Source organism: Pyxidicoccus fallax (assembly GCF_012933655.1).
GTDB classification, from domain to species: Bacteria; Myxococcota; Myxococcia; order Myxococcales; family Myxococcaceae; genus Myxococcus; species Myxococcus fallax.
Genome location: NZ_JABBJJ010000004.1, coordinates 83,521 through 97,395, shown reverse-complemented (window position 1 = coordinate 97,395; position 13,875 = coordinate 83,521). Strand labels below are relative to the sequence as shown.

The following is a 13,875-nucleotide window of genomic DNA, read 5'->3' as shown; positions in this document are numbered from 1 at the left end:
GGTGACTGATGAGGCAAGCGTACGTCGACCTCTTCTTCCATCTGGAGCTGCGTGATGCGCGCTTGCTGGCGTTCGCTGTCGCTGAGAGTCCTGTGGGGTGTCGTCCTGGCATGGTGGCTTCCGGGGGAGGCGCTGGCGCAGCAGTCCGCGGGGCCCTCGAAGGTGGCCGTGCGCGCGGCGAGGCTGTTCGATGGGAAGAACGCGAAGCTGCTCACGGACGCCGTGGTGCTCGTCGAGGCCAACCGCATCAAGGCGGTGGGCAGCAAGCTGGCGATTCCCGAGGGGACGCAGGTCATCGACCTGGGGGACGTGACGCTCCTGCCGGGACTCATCGACGTGCATTCGCACCTGCTGCTGAGCGACAACATCGCGCTGGGGCCGGAGCTCACCGTCTCGCGCCTGAGCACGGCGGAGCGGGCGCTGCTGGGTGTGAAGCTGGGGCGCGAGGTGCTGGAGGTGGGGTTCACCATGGTGCGGGACGCGGGCAACTCCGGGGTGAACGGGGACGTGGCGCTGCGCGATGCCATCCAGAAGGGCTGGGTGGAGGGGCCGCGCATCTCCGCGTGCACCCGCGCGCTCGCGCCGCACGGTGGGCAGTTCAGGCGGCTCCAGCCGGACGCGCAGGGGCTCATCGAGCAGGAGTACGTCACCATCGCCGGCGCGGACGAGGCGCGGCGCGCGGTGAGGCAGGCCGTGTACGACGGCGCGGATTGCATCAAGGTCATCGGGGACAACGGGCACAACCTCCTCTCGGAGGAGGAGCTGAAGGTCATCGTCGAGGAGGCGCACCGCATGAAGCGCCCGGTGGCGGTGCACACCACGACGGACGAGAGCATCCGCGCGGCGGTGGCGGCGGGCGTGGACTCCATCGAGCATGGGTACTCGCTGCCGGAGGACGTGCTGGCGCCGATGGCGCGCAAGCGCATCTTCCTGGTGCCCACGTATGGCTCGGTGGAGATGTGCGAGGAGATCGACGCGATGACCGGGGACGAGGCGATGAAGCGCATGCGCAGGGAGCGGTGTCGCAACGCCATCAAGCAGGGGCACGCGCAGTTCCGCCGCGCGGTGGCGGCGGGCGTGAGGGTGGCGATGGGCTCGGACAGCTACACGGAGCCGCCGGGCAAGACGCGTGGCGACTCCACGCTGGCCTATCTGCTCGCGTATGAAGAGGCGGGGCTGTCGGCGGTGGACGTCCTGCGCGCGGCGACGTCGAGCGCGGCGGAGCTGCTGCGCGTCCAGGACCGGCTGGGGTCGCTCGAGGCCGGGAAGCTCGCGGACGTGATTGCGGTGCAGGGCAACCCGCTGAAGGACCTGTCGTCGCTGAAGCAGGTGCGCTTCGTGATGAAGGACGGGAAGGTGGTGGTCGCGCCAGTCGAGAAGACCGGGCAGGTTACCGCCCCCGCGCACTGACGGGAGCGGGCGCCTGCTCAATCCATGGGAGCCCCGCTGTCAGTTCAGGCACTCGCCGCAGGAGCCGGACAGCCGGGTATTGGCGACGAAGGAATCGTAGTCCGCCTTCGAGGTGACCACCGCCGAGCCGAAGTCGGCGTAGACCGCCCAGGTGGAGGGAGTGGCCGCGGCGTCCTTGAAGGTTCCGCGATAGTAGTCCACCCCATTGCCATTCTTGATGAAGCTCCACCCGTAAGGGCTATTCCAGGGACGGCAGCTCGCATGGGTCGCCATGTAGCTCGCCGAGGGCGCACCTCCACGCCCCTTCCACAGGTAGCACGCATTCGCGGGCGTCTGGTTCGAGGGGGTCTGAGCGGGGGGCGTCTGCGCTCCAGCGCCAGTCATCAGCAGACAGCTGGCCAGTGAGAAGAGCGTCACGAATCTGCGCATGGTTGTCATTCATCTCCGGTAGGGGCCCGTGGTGGGTGGGCCTGAGTCCACACAGCAAGCCTCATGCCCAGGGCCGATGAGGCCTGGCACGAGGGCAACCCGTGCATGCCCGAGGTCGCTCCACGCTCGTTGACATGTCCATTGACGCGGCTGACGTGTCAGTGGGCACGCCGGGGCACCCGCCTCCCATCTCCTACACGGATTACATCAGCCACACGGTAGCTTCATCTCGTGGAAGGATGGGAGGCGGCCCTCTGGAAGGAATGGGAAGACACCGCTAGTTTCGCGCCCATGCTCCCAGCCCACTCGCTCATCGCCTACGCCCTGGCATTCCTGCCCGGAGATGTCTTCCCGCTCCACGCCGACCGCTGTGTCGCCCCGGAGCCTTCTTCTTCCGCCTGGTCGGCGAAGCTCACCGCCTCCGACTGCTCCCTGGACTCGACCGTTCCCGGCCCGCTGTGGCAGCCCGCGACACTGCGGCGCATCCCTGTGGTGGTTCACGTCCTCGCGGACAGTTCGTGCACGAACGTCAACATCCCGGATGCCCTGGTCCACAGTCAGATTGCGGTCCTCAACGAGGACTTTCGCGCGCTGGCCGGCAGTCCGGGAGGCGCCGGAGTGGATAGCAAGATTGAATTCTTCCTCGCCACCGTGGACCCTTCGGGCAACCCGAGCACGGGCATCAAGCGCTACTGCAACACGACGTGGTACCAGGACCAGGGCAGCTACTGGCTCAGCATCGCCTGGGACCCGACGCGCTACCTGAACATCTACACGAACAGCGCCGGCGGCTCGCGAGGGTACGTGCCCTTCCTCCCCGCGGACCCCGCGGGCGCTATCGGCCAGCCTCAGGACCGCGTGGTCATCAACTGGCTGGCGTTCGGGCGCCCGGGGCCTGTTTCGCCATACCACCACGGGCGGACCGTCACTCACGAGGTGGGTCACTACCTGGGCCTGTTCCACACGTACTACGCCGGTTGTGGAACGGCCACCGCGCCCGGCTGCTACACCACGGGCGACCGCATCTGCGACACCCCGCCCAACGCCACCTCCCACAAGGGCTGCACGGCGGGAATCACGAGCTGCGGCGGCGTACCGGTCCCCATCCAGAACTACATGGAGCTGACGGACGATGCCTGCATGACGGGCTTCAGTGCCGAGCAGGTGCAGCGGATGCGCTGCACCCTCGCCACCTACCGTCCAGACCTGGCGCAGTAGCGCGACCTCGCTCCGGGCGAGCGCGGCAGCGAACGTTCCGAAGCCTCCGAAGGCGATGGTTGGCAAGCAGCGCAACGCCCAAGCTGCGCCGACCATGGTCTGGCGCGAGGCGCGGGGAAGACTGTCGGCGGCACGGGTCCGGCGGTGCTTCATCCTGGTGCTCGCACTGAGTACCGCCCGGGTCATGGCGGCGGAGCCTGCCTCGCCCGCGCCCACCACGAAGCAGGGTCCGGCGGACGGATGCAGGCTGGATGCGCTGCCCGGCGTGGTGTGGCATGGCACGGAGACGAAGCTCTCCCTCGCGCGCCTCGCCGCATATGCCGCGCCCATCTACTGGTTCTCTCCGGACGAGCCACGGCTGCGGAGTGAGGAGGCCGGGGACATCCAGCTTCCCCAGGCCCTCCCCTTCCAGCCCGCCGCCGCCACGCCCGTCGTGTACTACCAGTTCGACGAGGTCTCCCTGTCCGGCGGCGACACGGGACGCGCGAGCCTCCAGCGGCGGGAGGACCCCGGCGACACGGAGGTGGACCTGCGGTACGTCACGAGCTTCCAGCTCGACTTCTTCGCCTACTTCCCCACGGAGCAGGGCGTGGGGGCACACACCCACGACGTGGAGACGGCCGAGTTCAAGGCCATCGTCGTGTCCACGGCCAGCGAGGTCTTCCAGGAGTTCACGGGCCTGCGCTGCAGCCCGACGGAGCACGTGGTGTTGGTCACGCGGGTGAGCGGCAAGGCCCATGGGCTCTTCTGGTACTGGAACGTCAGTGACACGGATGAGGACACGCGCTTTCCCATGCACCTGCTGGTGGAGGAGGGAAAGCACGCGCTCGGGACGGACAAGAATGGCGACGGCTACTACACGCCCGGCTACGACGTGAGCCGCAGCGTCAACGACGCGTGGGGTGTGCGCGACGCCACACGCGGCGGCCAGCTCTTCAGCGGCAGCTATCAGGCGTGGATGACGAAGGTGCGGCGCCCCGAGGACCGGCTCTTCCCTCCGCTGCCGGAGGACAGTCCGCTCCGGGCCGCGCTCAAGCGGCGGGAGGGCGCCGGGGCCCGGGCCGAGTACACCTTGAGGCCCCTGCCCCCCGCGGCGCAAGCCCGGAGCGTCCCGGGGCTCTCCCCCTTCCTGGAGGACAAGGAGGTGCCCGGCTGGCCCGAAATCAAGGAGGCCGGGACGCTGGAGGACCTCGGCGAGTGGGTCGAGGCGGACAGGTCGCTGCGCTCGTTGTCCCTCTCCTTCTATGCCGATGGCGACGTGGGCCTCTCCTTCGTCTTCCCGTTCCTCGTCGTGAAGAACCTCGAGCTGCCCGTGGCCGGCGGCTACCTCGTCCATCGCATGTACCTGAAGGACGACCAGCTGCGGGACCTGGGATGGATGGCCCTGTACACGCCTTCCGCTTCGAGGTGGTTCGACACGTACTTCGCGGCGGGCGTCGAGTGGGACCTGGAGGAAAGCGGGGCCGGCACGCGGCGACGCACCGACTTCGTCATGGAGTCGGGCATCAAGTTCCGCGTCAACATCTCCCGCTCGCCGGTGAGTGCCCTGCGCGTGCTCACCGACTTCTGGGGCCTGCGGCTCGGCATCAAGAGCTACGGCTTCTTCGATGTGGACCGGCTCACCTATGTGTTCGAGGTGGGCGCCGGGACCTGGTAGCTGACTCCTGGCGTTGTCACTCACCGAACGCCCGGCCTGCACCGGCGAGCCGCCATCCGTACCTTCCGCGAAGGGAGGACCATGGCGAATCCACTCGTACGCCTCACCCGCCGTGCGGTCGGCGGGGCCAAGCGACTCAAGCGCCGAGCCAAGCAGCGCCTCGGGCTGTTCGACCCGCTACAGTTGCTCCCCTTCCGTAGCTACGGCACCCGTGAGTACCTCGTCGTCAGCGGCCGGCTCCTCGAGCGCGAGGGCGTCATCCATGACGCCGACGAGGCGGCGGCCTCGGAGGACGCCACCCGCGCGCGGAACGGGCGGCTCGACAACCTGCGAGCTTCCATCCGGCGCTTCCGCAGCGACGAGATTCCGGATGCGCGCATCGCGGTCCGCTTTGGCACGTCGTACCAGGAGGTCGTCACCGACGAAGAGGGCTTCTTCCGCCTGGAGCTGCGGCTGCTCGAACCCGTGGAGCCCGGCTGGAAGGAGGTGGAGCTCGAGCTGCTCGAATCCATGGCCGGCTCAGCGGGCATCCGGGCGAAGGCGCATGTCTTCGTGCCGTCCGACGAGGCGGAGTTCGGAATCATCAGCGACGTGGACGACACGGTCATCCGCACCCGCGCCACGCACCGGTTGGAGATGGTCCACACCGTCCTCTTCAACGATGCGAGGAGCCGCAAACCCTTCCCCGGCGTGGCCGCCTTCTACCGCGCGCTGGAGCAGGGCCCCGACGGCAGGGGCCTCAATCCCATCTTCTACGTCTCACGCAGCGGCTGGAACCTCTACGACCTGATGGATGCCTTCTTCGAGGTCCAGGACGTGCCCCACGGGCCGCTCTTCCTCACCGACATCTCCCTCATCGAGCCGAAGTCGACGGCACTCGGCGAGGGCGAGGACAAGCTGACGCGCATCCGCCGGCTGCTCGAGGCCTACCCCACCCTGCCCTTCGTCCTCATCGGGGACAGCGGCCAGCAGGACCCGGAGGTGTACGGCACCATCGTCCGCGAGCATCCGGGCCGCATCCGCGCCGTCTACATCCGCGACGTCACCGGCCGCCGTCGCGACCAGGAGGTGCGGGAGCAGCTGGCGCGACTGCGAGCGCTGGGCGTCCCCGCGCTGGCGGTGAGGGACAGCTGCGAGGCGGCAAGGCACGCGGTGGGGCTGGGACTCATCGACCGCTCCGCCCTCGCCCGCATCGAGGAGGCCTCGCGCACGGACGAATCACGCCCCCGGATGAACCGGCGGCCGGAACCCGAGGCGCACCCGCAACGCGGCTGAAGACGACTTCGCACGGCACGCGGCTCACGGCGTACGACGGAGCCCGTGCTCGTTCGACGCACACCTCCGGCTGCCCTATGTTGGTCAGCCGATGAAGCGAAAGCAGCCCGGTCGCAAGGCGCCGGCCGCCCACGTGGAGGGGCTCGGCACCTCGTTGATGCATACCGTTCGTGTCTGGCAGGTCGCACCCATCCGGACCCGGTGGACCGCCGTGCTGCCCGTCCGAGCTGGCCGCGAGGAGGCGGCGCGGCGGCTGGTGACCGGGGCGCTGGCGCGCAATCCGGACATGGGAGGAGAACCGCCGCGCAACGCGGTCGGGCTGCTCGAGCCGGAGGCCGGCCGGCGCGGGATGCGCTTCGACCCGAGCGAGCGCGCCTCGTGGCCGCCCGCGGCGCTCTACCTCGAGTTCATGCCGGCGGGCTCCGACATGGTCTACGCGCAGTACGAGCTGGCGCATCACATCCTCGAGGGTGCGGCGCCGCTGCTCGTGGATGCGCGCTGGTACGCCATCCTGACGCAGTGCGAGGACATCCTCGACTGCTGGGAGATTTCAGCGGGCCGGCTGCGCTACGAGCGGCACCAGACCGAGGAAGACCAGGCCCGCGAGCTGCTCCAACAGCTCGAGCCGTCGCTCCGGGGCCGGCTGGATTGAATCAACCGCGGACCTGGCCCCGGTGTTATCAAGCGGCATGCCCCTGAAGCCCCAGCCCTACACCACCCTCCCCGGCGCGCGGTTTCAACCCCTGGCAACCGAGCTCGGCCTCGAGCGTTACAATCTGCTCGAGGTCAGCGACGATTCGGTCGGCTACGAGGACCTCTTCGGCGGCAACGAGGTCGCCTTCGTGGTCCACGATGGCACGCTCACGCTGAGCGGACCGACCTACGTTCGCAATGAGGACCCGATGGTGTGCGTCATCGAAGGCGACCTCGTCGTCGATGGGCCGCTGGTGATTCAGGACCTCGACCTCTACGTGCCGCTGTGGATCAAGGGCTCGCTGACCGCGCGTGACCTGTTGCTCAGCGCCGACGCCCAGGTGTTCATCGAGGGCGACCTCAAGCTGACCGGCAACCTCGTCACGGACGGTACGGACGCGACCCACCTGGTCGTCCATGGCGAGGCGCAGGTCGGCGCGTGGCTGCGGCCCAGCCACCGCGGCGCGATCTACCTCCCGGCATCAGTGCCCGAGCCGCTCGAGGGCGATGCCTTGGCGGCGCGGCTCGCCCCCACGCTGGTCCCGCCCAAGAACCTCCGGCTGGCCTTGTGCGAGCACGTGCTGACCGGCCAGCCGCTGCTGCGCGACTGACGCGCGCGTGTCCAGGCGCTTCACCCGCGCCACCCTCGCCACGGAGTCCATGGCGAGGGGGCAGAGAGCAGGAGGCGTACCGGGCTCAGGAACAGCCACCGGGGCACGACTTCCGGCCCACTTCGTCGAGGCAGAGGTTGTAGAAGCAGCAGGTCAGGTACTCGACATTACAGCCATCCTCACAGCGCCACTCGCTGTAGACGAGGACGTAGCCATCGAGGCAGGCCCCCGCCTCCTGCTCCTGCTCCGCCAGCGGCGGCGTCTCCAGCTGCGTCTCTTCCACGCCACCACAGCCCACCAGCAAGCACGCCGACAGCACGACTCCGAGAATTCCGCGCATGTGCCCTCCAGGTTGTGAAGCCCTGCAAGGCTATCAGGGGGTGAGATGCCGTATCGACGTCAGCGCCACGCGAGCGCGGGAGTGTTGTTGCCGCGTCCAGTGCCAGCGGGCCGGGCCCCGAGTCACGGGCCCGGCCGTCGCGTACACGGGCTACGGCGTCGGGCTGCCCACGGCGAAGACGAGGTCGTCCGCGTCAGGCCGGTAGTACGCGTCCGGGCACCCGGTGCGGTAAGGGGCCTCGAATCCGAGGTCGCCGAAGTCGCCGATGGCGGCGCGGATGGCCTGCACGCCGCCCTGCGGGAGCACGAAGGTGACCGAGTACGTGTGGGCGCCGGGGCCCGTGGCGACAAAGGGCGCGCCCCGGGCGGTCCACACGGGGTTGTTCGCGTCGGGCGCGTGGAGAATCCGCACGCCGTCATCGGTCCAGCCCAGGTAGAAGCCCTTCGGGTACCACTGGTCGTAGCTGCTGTGCCACGCGCTCACGTCCACCCGCACCGTCTTCCCCGGCGCCAGCGGGCTGCCGTCCGTGGTGGAGATGCGGATGCGGTCGATGGACTCATCCGCGTGGTAGGTGCCGGCGGTGTCCACGCAGGCGCCGAACAGCGTGTTGGGCGCCTGGGGCTCGGCGGTGGTGCCGCGCCCGGCGATGCGCAGGCCCGTGTCGCAGACGGGGCCCGCGTCCACGCACGTGCGCACGCCGCGTACCGGGTCGAAGTTCGCCGCGCCCGGCGTGCTCACGGTGAAGGCCACCGGCCCGCTCCGGCCGCCGTTGAACGCGGCGTCGTACGCGCGCGCCTCCAGCGTCACCGGGCCGTTGCCGTCCAGCGAGGTGTCATAGGCGAACGCGAATGGCGCGGAGGTGTCCGTCAGCCGCAGCCGGCCGTTCACCCACAGCTCCGCCCGCGTCACGCCCACGTTGTCGGAGGCAATGGCGGTGAGATTCACGGTGCCCTGCAGGGTGCTGCCCGCGGCCGGGCCGCTGAGCTGCACCTGGGGCGCCACGGTGTCGCCCACCGTCCCGAGGAACGCGGTGGACACCAGCCGGTTGGGCGAGCCCGTGCCCGCGTTCGTCACCTTGCCGGTGATGGCGTTGGCCGTCAGCGCGCTCGCGACGGTGGCCGGCGTGGCGGTGGGGTTGGCCTGGAGGTACAGCGCGGCCACGCCCGCCACGTGCGCCGCGGCCAGCGACGTGCCCGTGGCGCTGCTGGAGAGGGCGTCATCGCCCGTGCCCAGCGACGAGGGGAGCCCCTCACCCGGCGCGAAGAGGTCCACGCACGAGCCGAAGTTGGCGTTGGCCACGCGCGCGTCGGCGCGGGTGGTGGAGGACACGGTGATGGCCTCCGGCGCGCGCGCGGGGGACGAGTTGCACGCGTCCGCCGTGCCGTTGCCGGCCGCCACCGCGTACACCACGCCCGCGCTCACGGACTGGCGCACCGCCTGGTCCAGCGCGGAGGACGCCGTCGTGTTGAAGCTCATGGTGGCCACCGCGGGACGGATGCGGTTGGCCGTCACCCAGTCCACGCCGGCGATGACGTCCGAGGTGAGGCCCATTCCCAGGCAGTTCAGCACGCGCACCGAGTGCAGCGTCACACCCTTGGCCACGCCGGACGAGCTGCCGCCGACGATGCCCGCCACCAGCGTGCCGTGGCCGTAGCAGTCCGTGCCCGCGGTGCCGCCGATGGGGATGTTGAAGTCCCCCGTGGCCCTGCCCTGCAGCTCCTGGTGGGTGACGCGGATGCCGGAGTCGATGACGTAGACGTGCACACCCTTGCCGGTGGCATTGTGCGTGTAGCTGCCGTCCAGCGGCAGGTTCGCCTGGTCGATGCGGTCCAGGCCCCACGGCGGATTCACCTGCTGGCTCGCGGCCTCCACCCACGTGTCGGGCTCCACGGACTCCACGCGCGGGTCCTCGCGCAGGGCCTGCGCCCGCGCGTCGTCCAGCTCCGCCACGAAGCCGCGCAGCGCATGCCGGTAGACATGCCCCACCTTCGCGCCGTGCCGCTTCGCGAGGTCCGCCGCCACCTCCGCCGCGTCCGCCCGCGCCGCCTCCGCGCGCACGCCGTCCGTCACATCCTTGAGCACCACGATGTACCGGTTCGGAATGGCCTGCTGCTCCGGGGCCGCGGCCCGGGGCTCGCTCCGCGTGGCGTCCGGCTCCGCTCCAGCGCCGCAACCCGTCACCACCAGCGCGGCCAGGACGCCCGTCAGGGACTTCAACCCATGGTTCTTCACGCGTGCTCCTCTTCAGGAAGGATGTTGCGTGAATGACTCTAGCGGCAGCTCTGACATAACAACTTAACCGCCAAAACACGCTCTGACTGAAATCCTTGGCCGTGCGGTGACGGGACAACGGAATGGAAATGCTCAGGGAGCGAGTGGTGAAGGCGGCGGACCGCACGTCGAGCCGTTCATGGCTCTGGTGAGTATCGCCTACCCCATCGAAATGCGCGTAGCCACAGGGTGACAGATGCAACTCGCCCCAATTCTAGCGTTTTGATTGGAGGCCTTCGCGGACCGGGGCACGAAGCGCCAGCCGAAGGTCAGGTGGCTGGACGCTGACGCGACAGCAGCAGGTCGATGGCCCGGGCATCGGCCGGGGTGGCCGGGGTGTAGACGAACATCCCCAGGCCGTCGGCGGCGTCCACCGAGAAGGTCGAATACTCGAGCGTCATCAACCCGGCGACGGGGTGCTGGATGCGCTTGCGCCCTACCCCCGGGCTGCGAATCTCGTTCTCCGCCCAGAGGCGGCGGAAGTCGGCGCTCGTCTCCTGGAGCTCGGCCGCGAGCGCCGCGGCGGCGTGGGACTCGCCCGCGCGGAGGACATCCACGCGGAAGGTGGCCACGGCGAAGCGGGCATCCTCCTCCCAATCGGGGAGCCTCGCGCGCCGGCCCGGGTCGCAGAACAGGCGCCTGAGCACGTTGCGCTCGCTGCTCGGCAGCGCGGCGTAGTCCGTCAGCACCGCCACCGCCGCCGCGTTCCACGCCACGATGTCCCATGTCGGCGTCTTCACGAAGGCGGGGCTCGCCAGCAGGGCATCCAGCACGCGCTGCAGGGCGGGAGGCACCGGCGGCGGCGGAGCCGGATTCACCGGCGGCGGGCGCTGCTGGGCGAGCAGGAACAGGACCTCGCGGCCCGCCGCGTCCAGCTCCAGCGCGCGGGCGAGCCGCTCCAGCACCTCCTCGGAAGGCGGACCGCCGCGCCCCTGCTCCAGCCACGTGTACCAGGTGACGCTCACGCCCGCGCGCGTCGCCACTTCTTCCCGCCTCAGCCCCGGCGTCCGGCGCCGGCTCGGAGCGCCCGGCCCGGGAGACAGGCGCTCCCGGCGGTCGCGCAGGAAGCCGCCCAGGGTCAGGCTCGAAACCGGCAGGGTGTTAGTGGTCATACCTGTAAACGCTCCCGGCTTTTCAGCCCCGGCACGCCGGAGCATATCCCCTCCCGCCAGACAACACGGGAGGTCGGCATGCGCGTTTTCGTGACGGGAGCCACGGGCTTCATCGGTACAGCAGTGGTGGGTGAGTTGCTAGCCGCCGGGCACGAGGTGCTCGGGCTGGCCCGCAGCGACGCGGCGGCCGACACCCTGGCGCGGCAGGGTGCCAGGGTCCACCGGGGCGAGCTGTCGGACGTCGAGAGCCTCGCCGCCGGCGCCCGGGCGTGCGACGGCGTCATCCACCTGGCCTTCATCCACGACTTCTCCGCCTATGCGACCGCCGCGGAGACGGACCGGAACGCCATCGCGGCCATGGTCGGCGCGCTGGAGGGCTCGGGGAAGCCCTTCGTCTCGACGTCCGGCACCGCGGTGCTCGCACCCGGCCGCCTCGGCACGGAGCAGGACGTGCCGCCGCCGAATAGCTCGCTCGGAGCACGGGTGGCCGCGGAGAAGATTGTCCTGGCGGCCTCGGAGCGCGGAGTGCGGGGCAGCATCGTGCGGCTGCCGCCCTCCGTCCACGGCGCGGGCGACCACGGCTTCGTGCCCACCCTGATTCAAATCGCACGCCGCGCGGGCGTCTCCGCCTTCGTCGCCGACGGCGCGAACCGGTGGCCGGCGGTCCACCGGATGGACGCCGCGCGCCTGTTCCGGTTGGCGCTCGAGAAGGCAGTCCCTGGAATGCGACTGCACGGCGTGGCCGAGGAGGGTGTGCCGATGCGCGCCATCGCCGAGGCCATCGGCCAGGGGCTCGGCGTCCCGGTGCGCGGCATCTCCACGGACGAGGCGGCCACGCATTTCGGGTGGCTGGGCGGGTTCGTCGCCGTCGACAACCCCACCTCCAGCGCGCTCACCCGCGGCGCGCTGGGATGGAACCCACAGGGGGCCGGGCTCCTGACGGACCTCCGCGAGAGCGGATACTTCGCCTCATGACACCCGCCCTCTGAAGCCCGGCCCGCCAGAAGGGACCTCCACTGGCGGAGGTCCCACTCCGCCTCGCGTTACGGAAGCAGGGTGATGCGGCCCAGCTGCGGCGTCACCAGCGGGTTGTTGGCGCGCGTGTAGGCCTCGAGCACGTCGAGGTCGATGGGGCCCGTGCGCGGGTCCCTCCCCTCGGTGAGCACCGCGAGACCGTCACCTCCACCAGCCATGAAGTTGTTCACGGTGACGCGGTAGTTCGCCGCCGGGTTCAAGGGCGTGCCGTTGAGGGTGATGGACGCCGGGTCCACCTTGCTTCCCCTCGGCGCCGACGCGCTCCAGCTGAAGGCGAAGCCCTGCGACACCTGGAGGATGGACGTGCCGGACGGCTGGAACTGCTGCTCCAGCAACGTATCAATCTGCGCGCCGGTGAGCGTCAGCGTCACCATGTTGTTGGCGAAGGGCTGAACGGCGAAGACCTCGCCGAAGGTGATGTCTCCCGCGTTGATGTCCGCGCGCACGCCGCCCGGGTTCTGCATGGCGATGACGGCCCCGCCCGTCTGCTCGCTGCGCGTGGCCGCGAGCATCGCGTCCGCCACGACGTTGCCCAGCGTGGACTCGCCCGAGGTCCCCGCCGGGAGGGGCCGCACCGGGGCCGCCAGCCCGCTCTCGGTCAGGCCGATGACCTTGTCCCGGAGGGGCGCGACCTTGCCGATGGTGGCCTGCACGAAGTCCGCCACCAGGGTATGCGGGGTGTCGCGCGTGACGATGACGTTGCGAGCGGTCGTCTCCACCACGTCACGCGTGGTCGGGTCCAGCACGATGTCGATGTCGGTGAGCAGGCGCCCGTTGCTGGCCGCGCTGGTGACGCGCTTGCCGTCGATGATGCAGTTGTACGCCTGGTGGGTGTGGCCGGAGGCAATCACGTCCACCTCATCGTCGAACCGCTCGGCGAGGTCCTTGATGGGCCCGGAGATGCCGGGGCACTCATCGAAGGAGCCCGTCGGCAGGCCGCCCTCGTGGATGACCACCACGATGGCCTCCACGCCCTGCTGCTTCAGCTCGGGGACGAGGGCATTGACCGTGTCCGCCTCGTCCTGGAAGGTGAGGCCCGCCACGCCCGTGGGGTTGACGATGAGCGGGGTGCCCTCCAGCGTCATGCCGATGAAGGCGACCTTCACCCCCTGGAACTCGCGGATGTCGTAGGCGGGGAGCAGCGTCTTCCGGGTGGCCACGTCGGTGAACACGTTGGCCGAGAGGAACGTGAAGTTCGCGCCGGGGAAGGTCGGGTTCGCCTGGCACCCGTCCACCGGGTGGCAGCCGCCGGTCTGCATGCGCAGCAGCTCGGTGAAGCCTTCGTCGAACTCGTGGTTGCCCACCGAGTTGATGTCCAGCCCCATCAGGTTCATCACTTCGATGGTGGGCTCGTCATGGAAGATGCCGGAGGCCAGCGGCGAGGCGCCGATGAGGTCTCCCGCGGAGACGACCACCGTGTTCTGCGGGTTCTCCTGCCGCAGCGCCTGGATGTGGTGGGACAGGTAGGCCGCGCCACCCGCGTTCACATCCACGGCGGTGCCGCCATCCGTGGCGGGCACGCGGATGCGGCCATTGCTGCCCGTCGGAGCCTCCAGGTTGCCGTGAAAGTCGTTGAAGGCCAGGACCTGGACGCGAACCGGCTCCGGCGGCTGGGGCTGGGGCTGGGGCTCGGGCTCCTCGTCGTCGCAGCCGGGCTGGGCCAGGAGCGCGACACTGGTGAAGAGCGCTCCGAGGAACGTGAAGGCGCGGCGACGGCTCCGCGGACCTGGAATGGGGGTACTGGGGTTTTTCATGGGCGCAGATGATGCAGAAACCCCGGCGCCGGTACCATCTCGGCCGGAGAAATATCGGAATGAGGGGTCC

General features: G+C 69.9%; 12 protein-coding genes. 7 read left to right on the top strand and 5 right to left on the bottom strand.

What is annotated here, in order from left to right:
* Positions 1-54 precede the first annotated feature (54 nt).
* Entirely contained in the window at positions 55-1,410 is a 1,356-nt protein-coding gene (locus HG543_RS01670) for an amidohydrolase family protein (protein WP_169342849.1), read from the top strand.
* A gap of 39 nt (positions 1,411-1,449) precedes the next feature.
* On the opposite strand, the gene HG543_RS01665 is transcribed toward HG543_RS01670, so the two are convergent.
* Positions 1,450-1,839, bottom strand: a complete 390-nt coding sequence (locus tag HG543_RS01665) for a hypothetical protein (RefSeq protein ID WP_169342848.1) — start codon at positions 1,837-1,839, stop codon at positions 1,450-1,452.
* 291 nt (positions 1,840-2,130) lie between these two features.
* Between HG543_RS01665 and HG543_RS01660 the strand changes: the two genes are divergently transcribed.
* From HG543_RS01660 to HG543_RS01640, 5 genes are all read left to right on the top strand, one after another.
* Positions 2,131-3,057 (top strand): zinc metalloprotease, encoded by a 927-nt coding sequence (locus HG543_RS01660; RefSeq protein ID WP_169342847.1) that lies wholly within the window; start codon positions 2,131-2,133, stop codon positions 3,055-3,057.
* Positions 3,058-3,241: 184 nt separating this feature from the next.
* Positions 3,242-4,714, top strand: a complete 1,473-nt coding sequence (locus tag HG543_RS01655; RefSeq protein ID WP_169342846.1) for a hypothetical protein — start codon at positions 3,242-3,244, stop codon at positions 4,712-4,714.
* Between the two features lie 81 nt (positions 4,715-4,795).
* On the top strand, positions 4,796-5,989 hold the full coding sequence (locus tag HG543_RS01650) for an App1 family protein phosphatidate phosphatase (protein WP_169342845.1): 1,194 nt from the start codon (positions 4,796-4,798) through the stop codon (positions 5,987-5,989).
* A 91-nt stretch (positions 5,990-6,080) separates the two neighbouring features.
* Positions 6,081-6,641, top strand: coding sequence for a hypothetical protein (locus tag HG543_RS01645; RefSeq protein ID WP_169342844.1), 561 nt, complete (start codon positions 6,081-6,083; stop codon positions 6,639-6,641).
* A gap of 37 nt (positions 6,642-6,678) precedes the next feature.
* The gene (locus HG543_RS01640) at positions 6,679-7,293 is read left to right on the top strand and encodes a hypothetical protein (protein WP_169342843.1); all 615 of its coding nucleotides are present in this window, start codon (positions 6,679-6,681) and stop codon (positions 7,291-7,293) included.
* An 85-nt stretch (positions 7,294-7,378) separates the two neighbouring features.
* Here the strand turns inward: HG543_RS01640 and HG543_RS01635 are convergent, their stop codons facing one another.
* The 3 genes from HG543_RS01635 to HG543_RS01625 all read right to left on the bottom strand — a co-directional run bounded on the left by HG543_RS01635 (position 7,379) and on the right by HG543_RS01625 (position 11,016).
* Positions 7,379-7,633, bottom strand: a complete 255-nt coding sequence (locus tag HG543_RS01635) for a hypothetical protein (RefSeq protein WP_169342842.1) — start codon at positions 7,631-7,633, stop codon at positions 7,379-7,381.
* A 150-nt stretch (positions 7,634-7,783) separates the two neighbouring features.
* Positions 7,784-9,865: a S8 family serine peptidase gene (locus HG543_RS01630; protein WP_169342841.1), complete on the bottom strand. Its 2,082-nt coding sequence runs from the start codon at positions 9,863-9,865 to the stop codon at positions 7,784-7,786.
* Between the two features lie 308 nt (positions 9,866-10,173).
* Positions 10,174-11,016: a helix-turn-helix transcriptional regulator gene (locus HG543_RS01625; RefSeq protein WP_169342840.1), complete on the bottom strand. Its 843-nt coding sequence runs from the start codon at positions 11,014-11,016 to the stop codon at positions 10,174-10,176.
* Between the two features lie 78 nt (positions 11,017-11,094).
* Between HG543_RS01625 and HG543_RS01620 the strand changes: the two genes are divergently transcribed.
* Positions 11,095-11,991 (top strand): SDR family oxidoreductase, encoded by an 897-nt coding sequence (locus HG543_RS01620; protein WP_169342839.1) that lies wholly within the window; start codon positions 11,095-11,097, stop codon positions 11,989-11,991.
* Positions 11,992-12,059: 68 nt separating this feature from the next.
* Here the strand turns inward: HG543_RS01620 and HG543_RS01615 are convergent, their stop codons facing one another.
* On the bottom strand, positions 12,060-13,805 hold the full coding sequence (locus tag HG543_RS01615; RefSeq protein ID WP_169342838.1) for a bifunctional metallophosphatase/5'-nucleotidase: 1,746 nt from the start codon (positions 13,803-13,805) through the stop codon (positions 12,060-12,062).
* Positions 13,806-13,875 lie beyond the last annotated feature (70 nt).

Coding starts and splice junctions, on each gene's coding strand:
- HG543_RS01625 (WP_169342840.1), bottom strand. CDS start 11,016: ATGACCACTAACACCCTGCCGGTTTCGAGCCTGACCCTGGGCGGCTTC.
- HG543_RS01645 (WP_169342844.1), top strand. CDS start 6,081: ATGAAGCGAAAGCAGCCCGGTCGCAAGGCGCCGGCCGCCCACGTGGAG.
- HG543_RS01670 (WP_169342849.1), top strand. CDS start 55: ATGCGCGCTTGCTGGCGTTCGCTGTCGCTGAGAGTCCTGTGGGGTGTC.
- HG543_RS01665 (WP_169342848.1), bottom strand. CDS start 1,839: ATGCGCAGATTCGTGACGCTCTTCTCACTGGCCAGCTGTCTGCTGATG.
- HG543_RS01650 (WP_169342845.1), top strand. CDS start 4,796: ATGGCGAATCCACTCGTACGCCTCACCCGCCGTGCGGTCGGCGGGGCC.
- HG543_RS01620 (WP_169342839.1), top strand. CDS start 11,095: ATGCGCGTTTTCGTGACGGGAGCCACGGGCTTCATCGGTACAGCAGTG.
- HG543_RS01635 (WP_169342842.1), bottom strand. CDS start 7,633: ATGCGCGGAATTCTCGGAGTCGTGCTGTCGGCGTGCTTGCTGGTGGGC.
- HG543_RS01660 (WP_169342847.1), top strand. CDS start 2,131: ATGCTCCCAGCCCACTCGCTCATCGCCTACGCCCTGGCATTCCTGCCC.
- HG543_RS01655 (WP_169342846.1), top strand. CDS start 3,242: ATGGCGGCGGAGCCTGCCTCGCCCGCGCCCACCACGAAGCAGGGTCCG.
- HG543_RS01615 (WP_169342838.1), bottom strand. CDS start 13,805: ATGAAAAACCCCAGTACCCCCATTCCAGGTCCGCGGAGCCGTCGCCGC.
- HG543_RS01640 (WP_169342843.1), top strand. CDS start 6,679: ATGCCCCTGAAGCCCCAGCCCTACACCACCCTCCCCGGCGCGCGGTTT.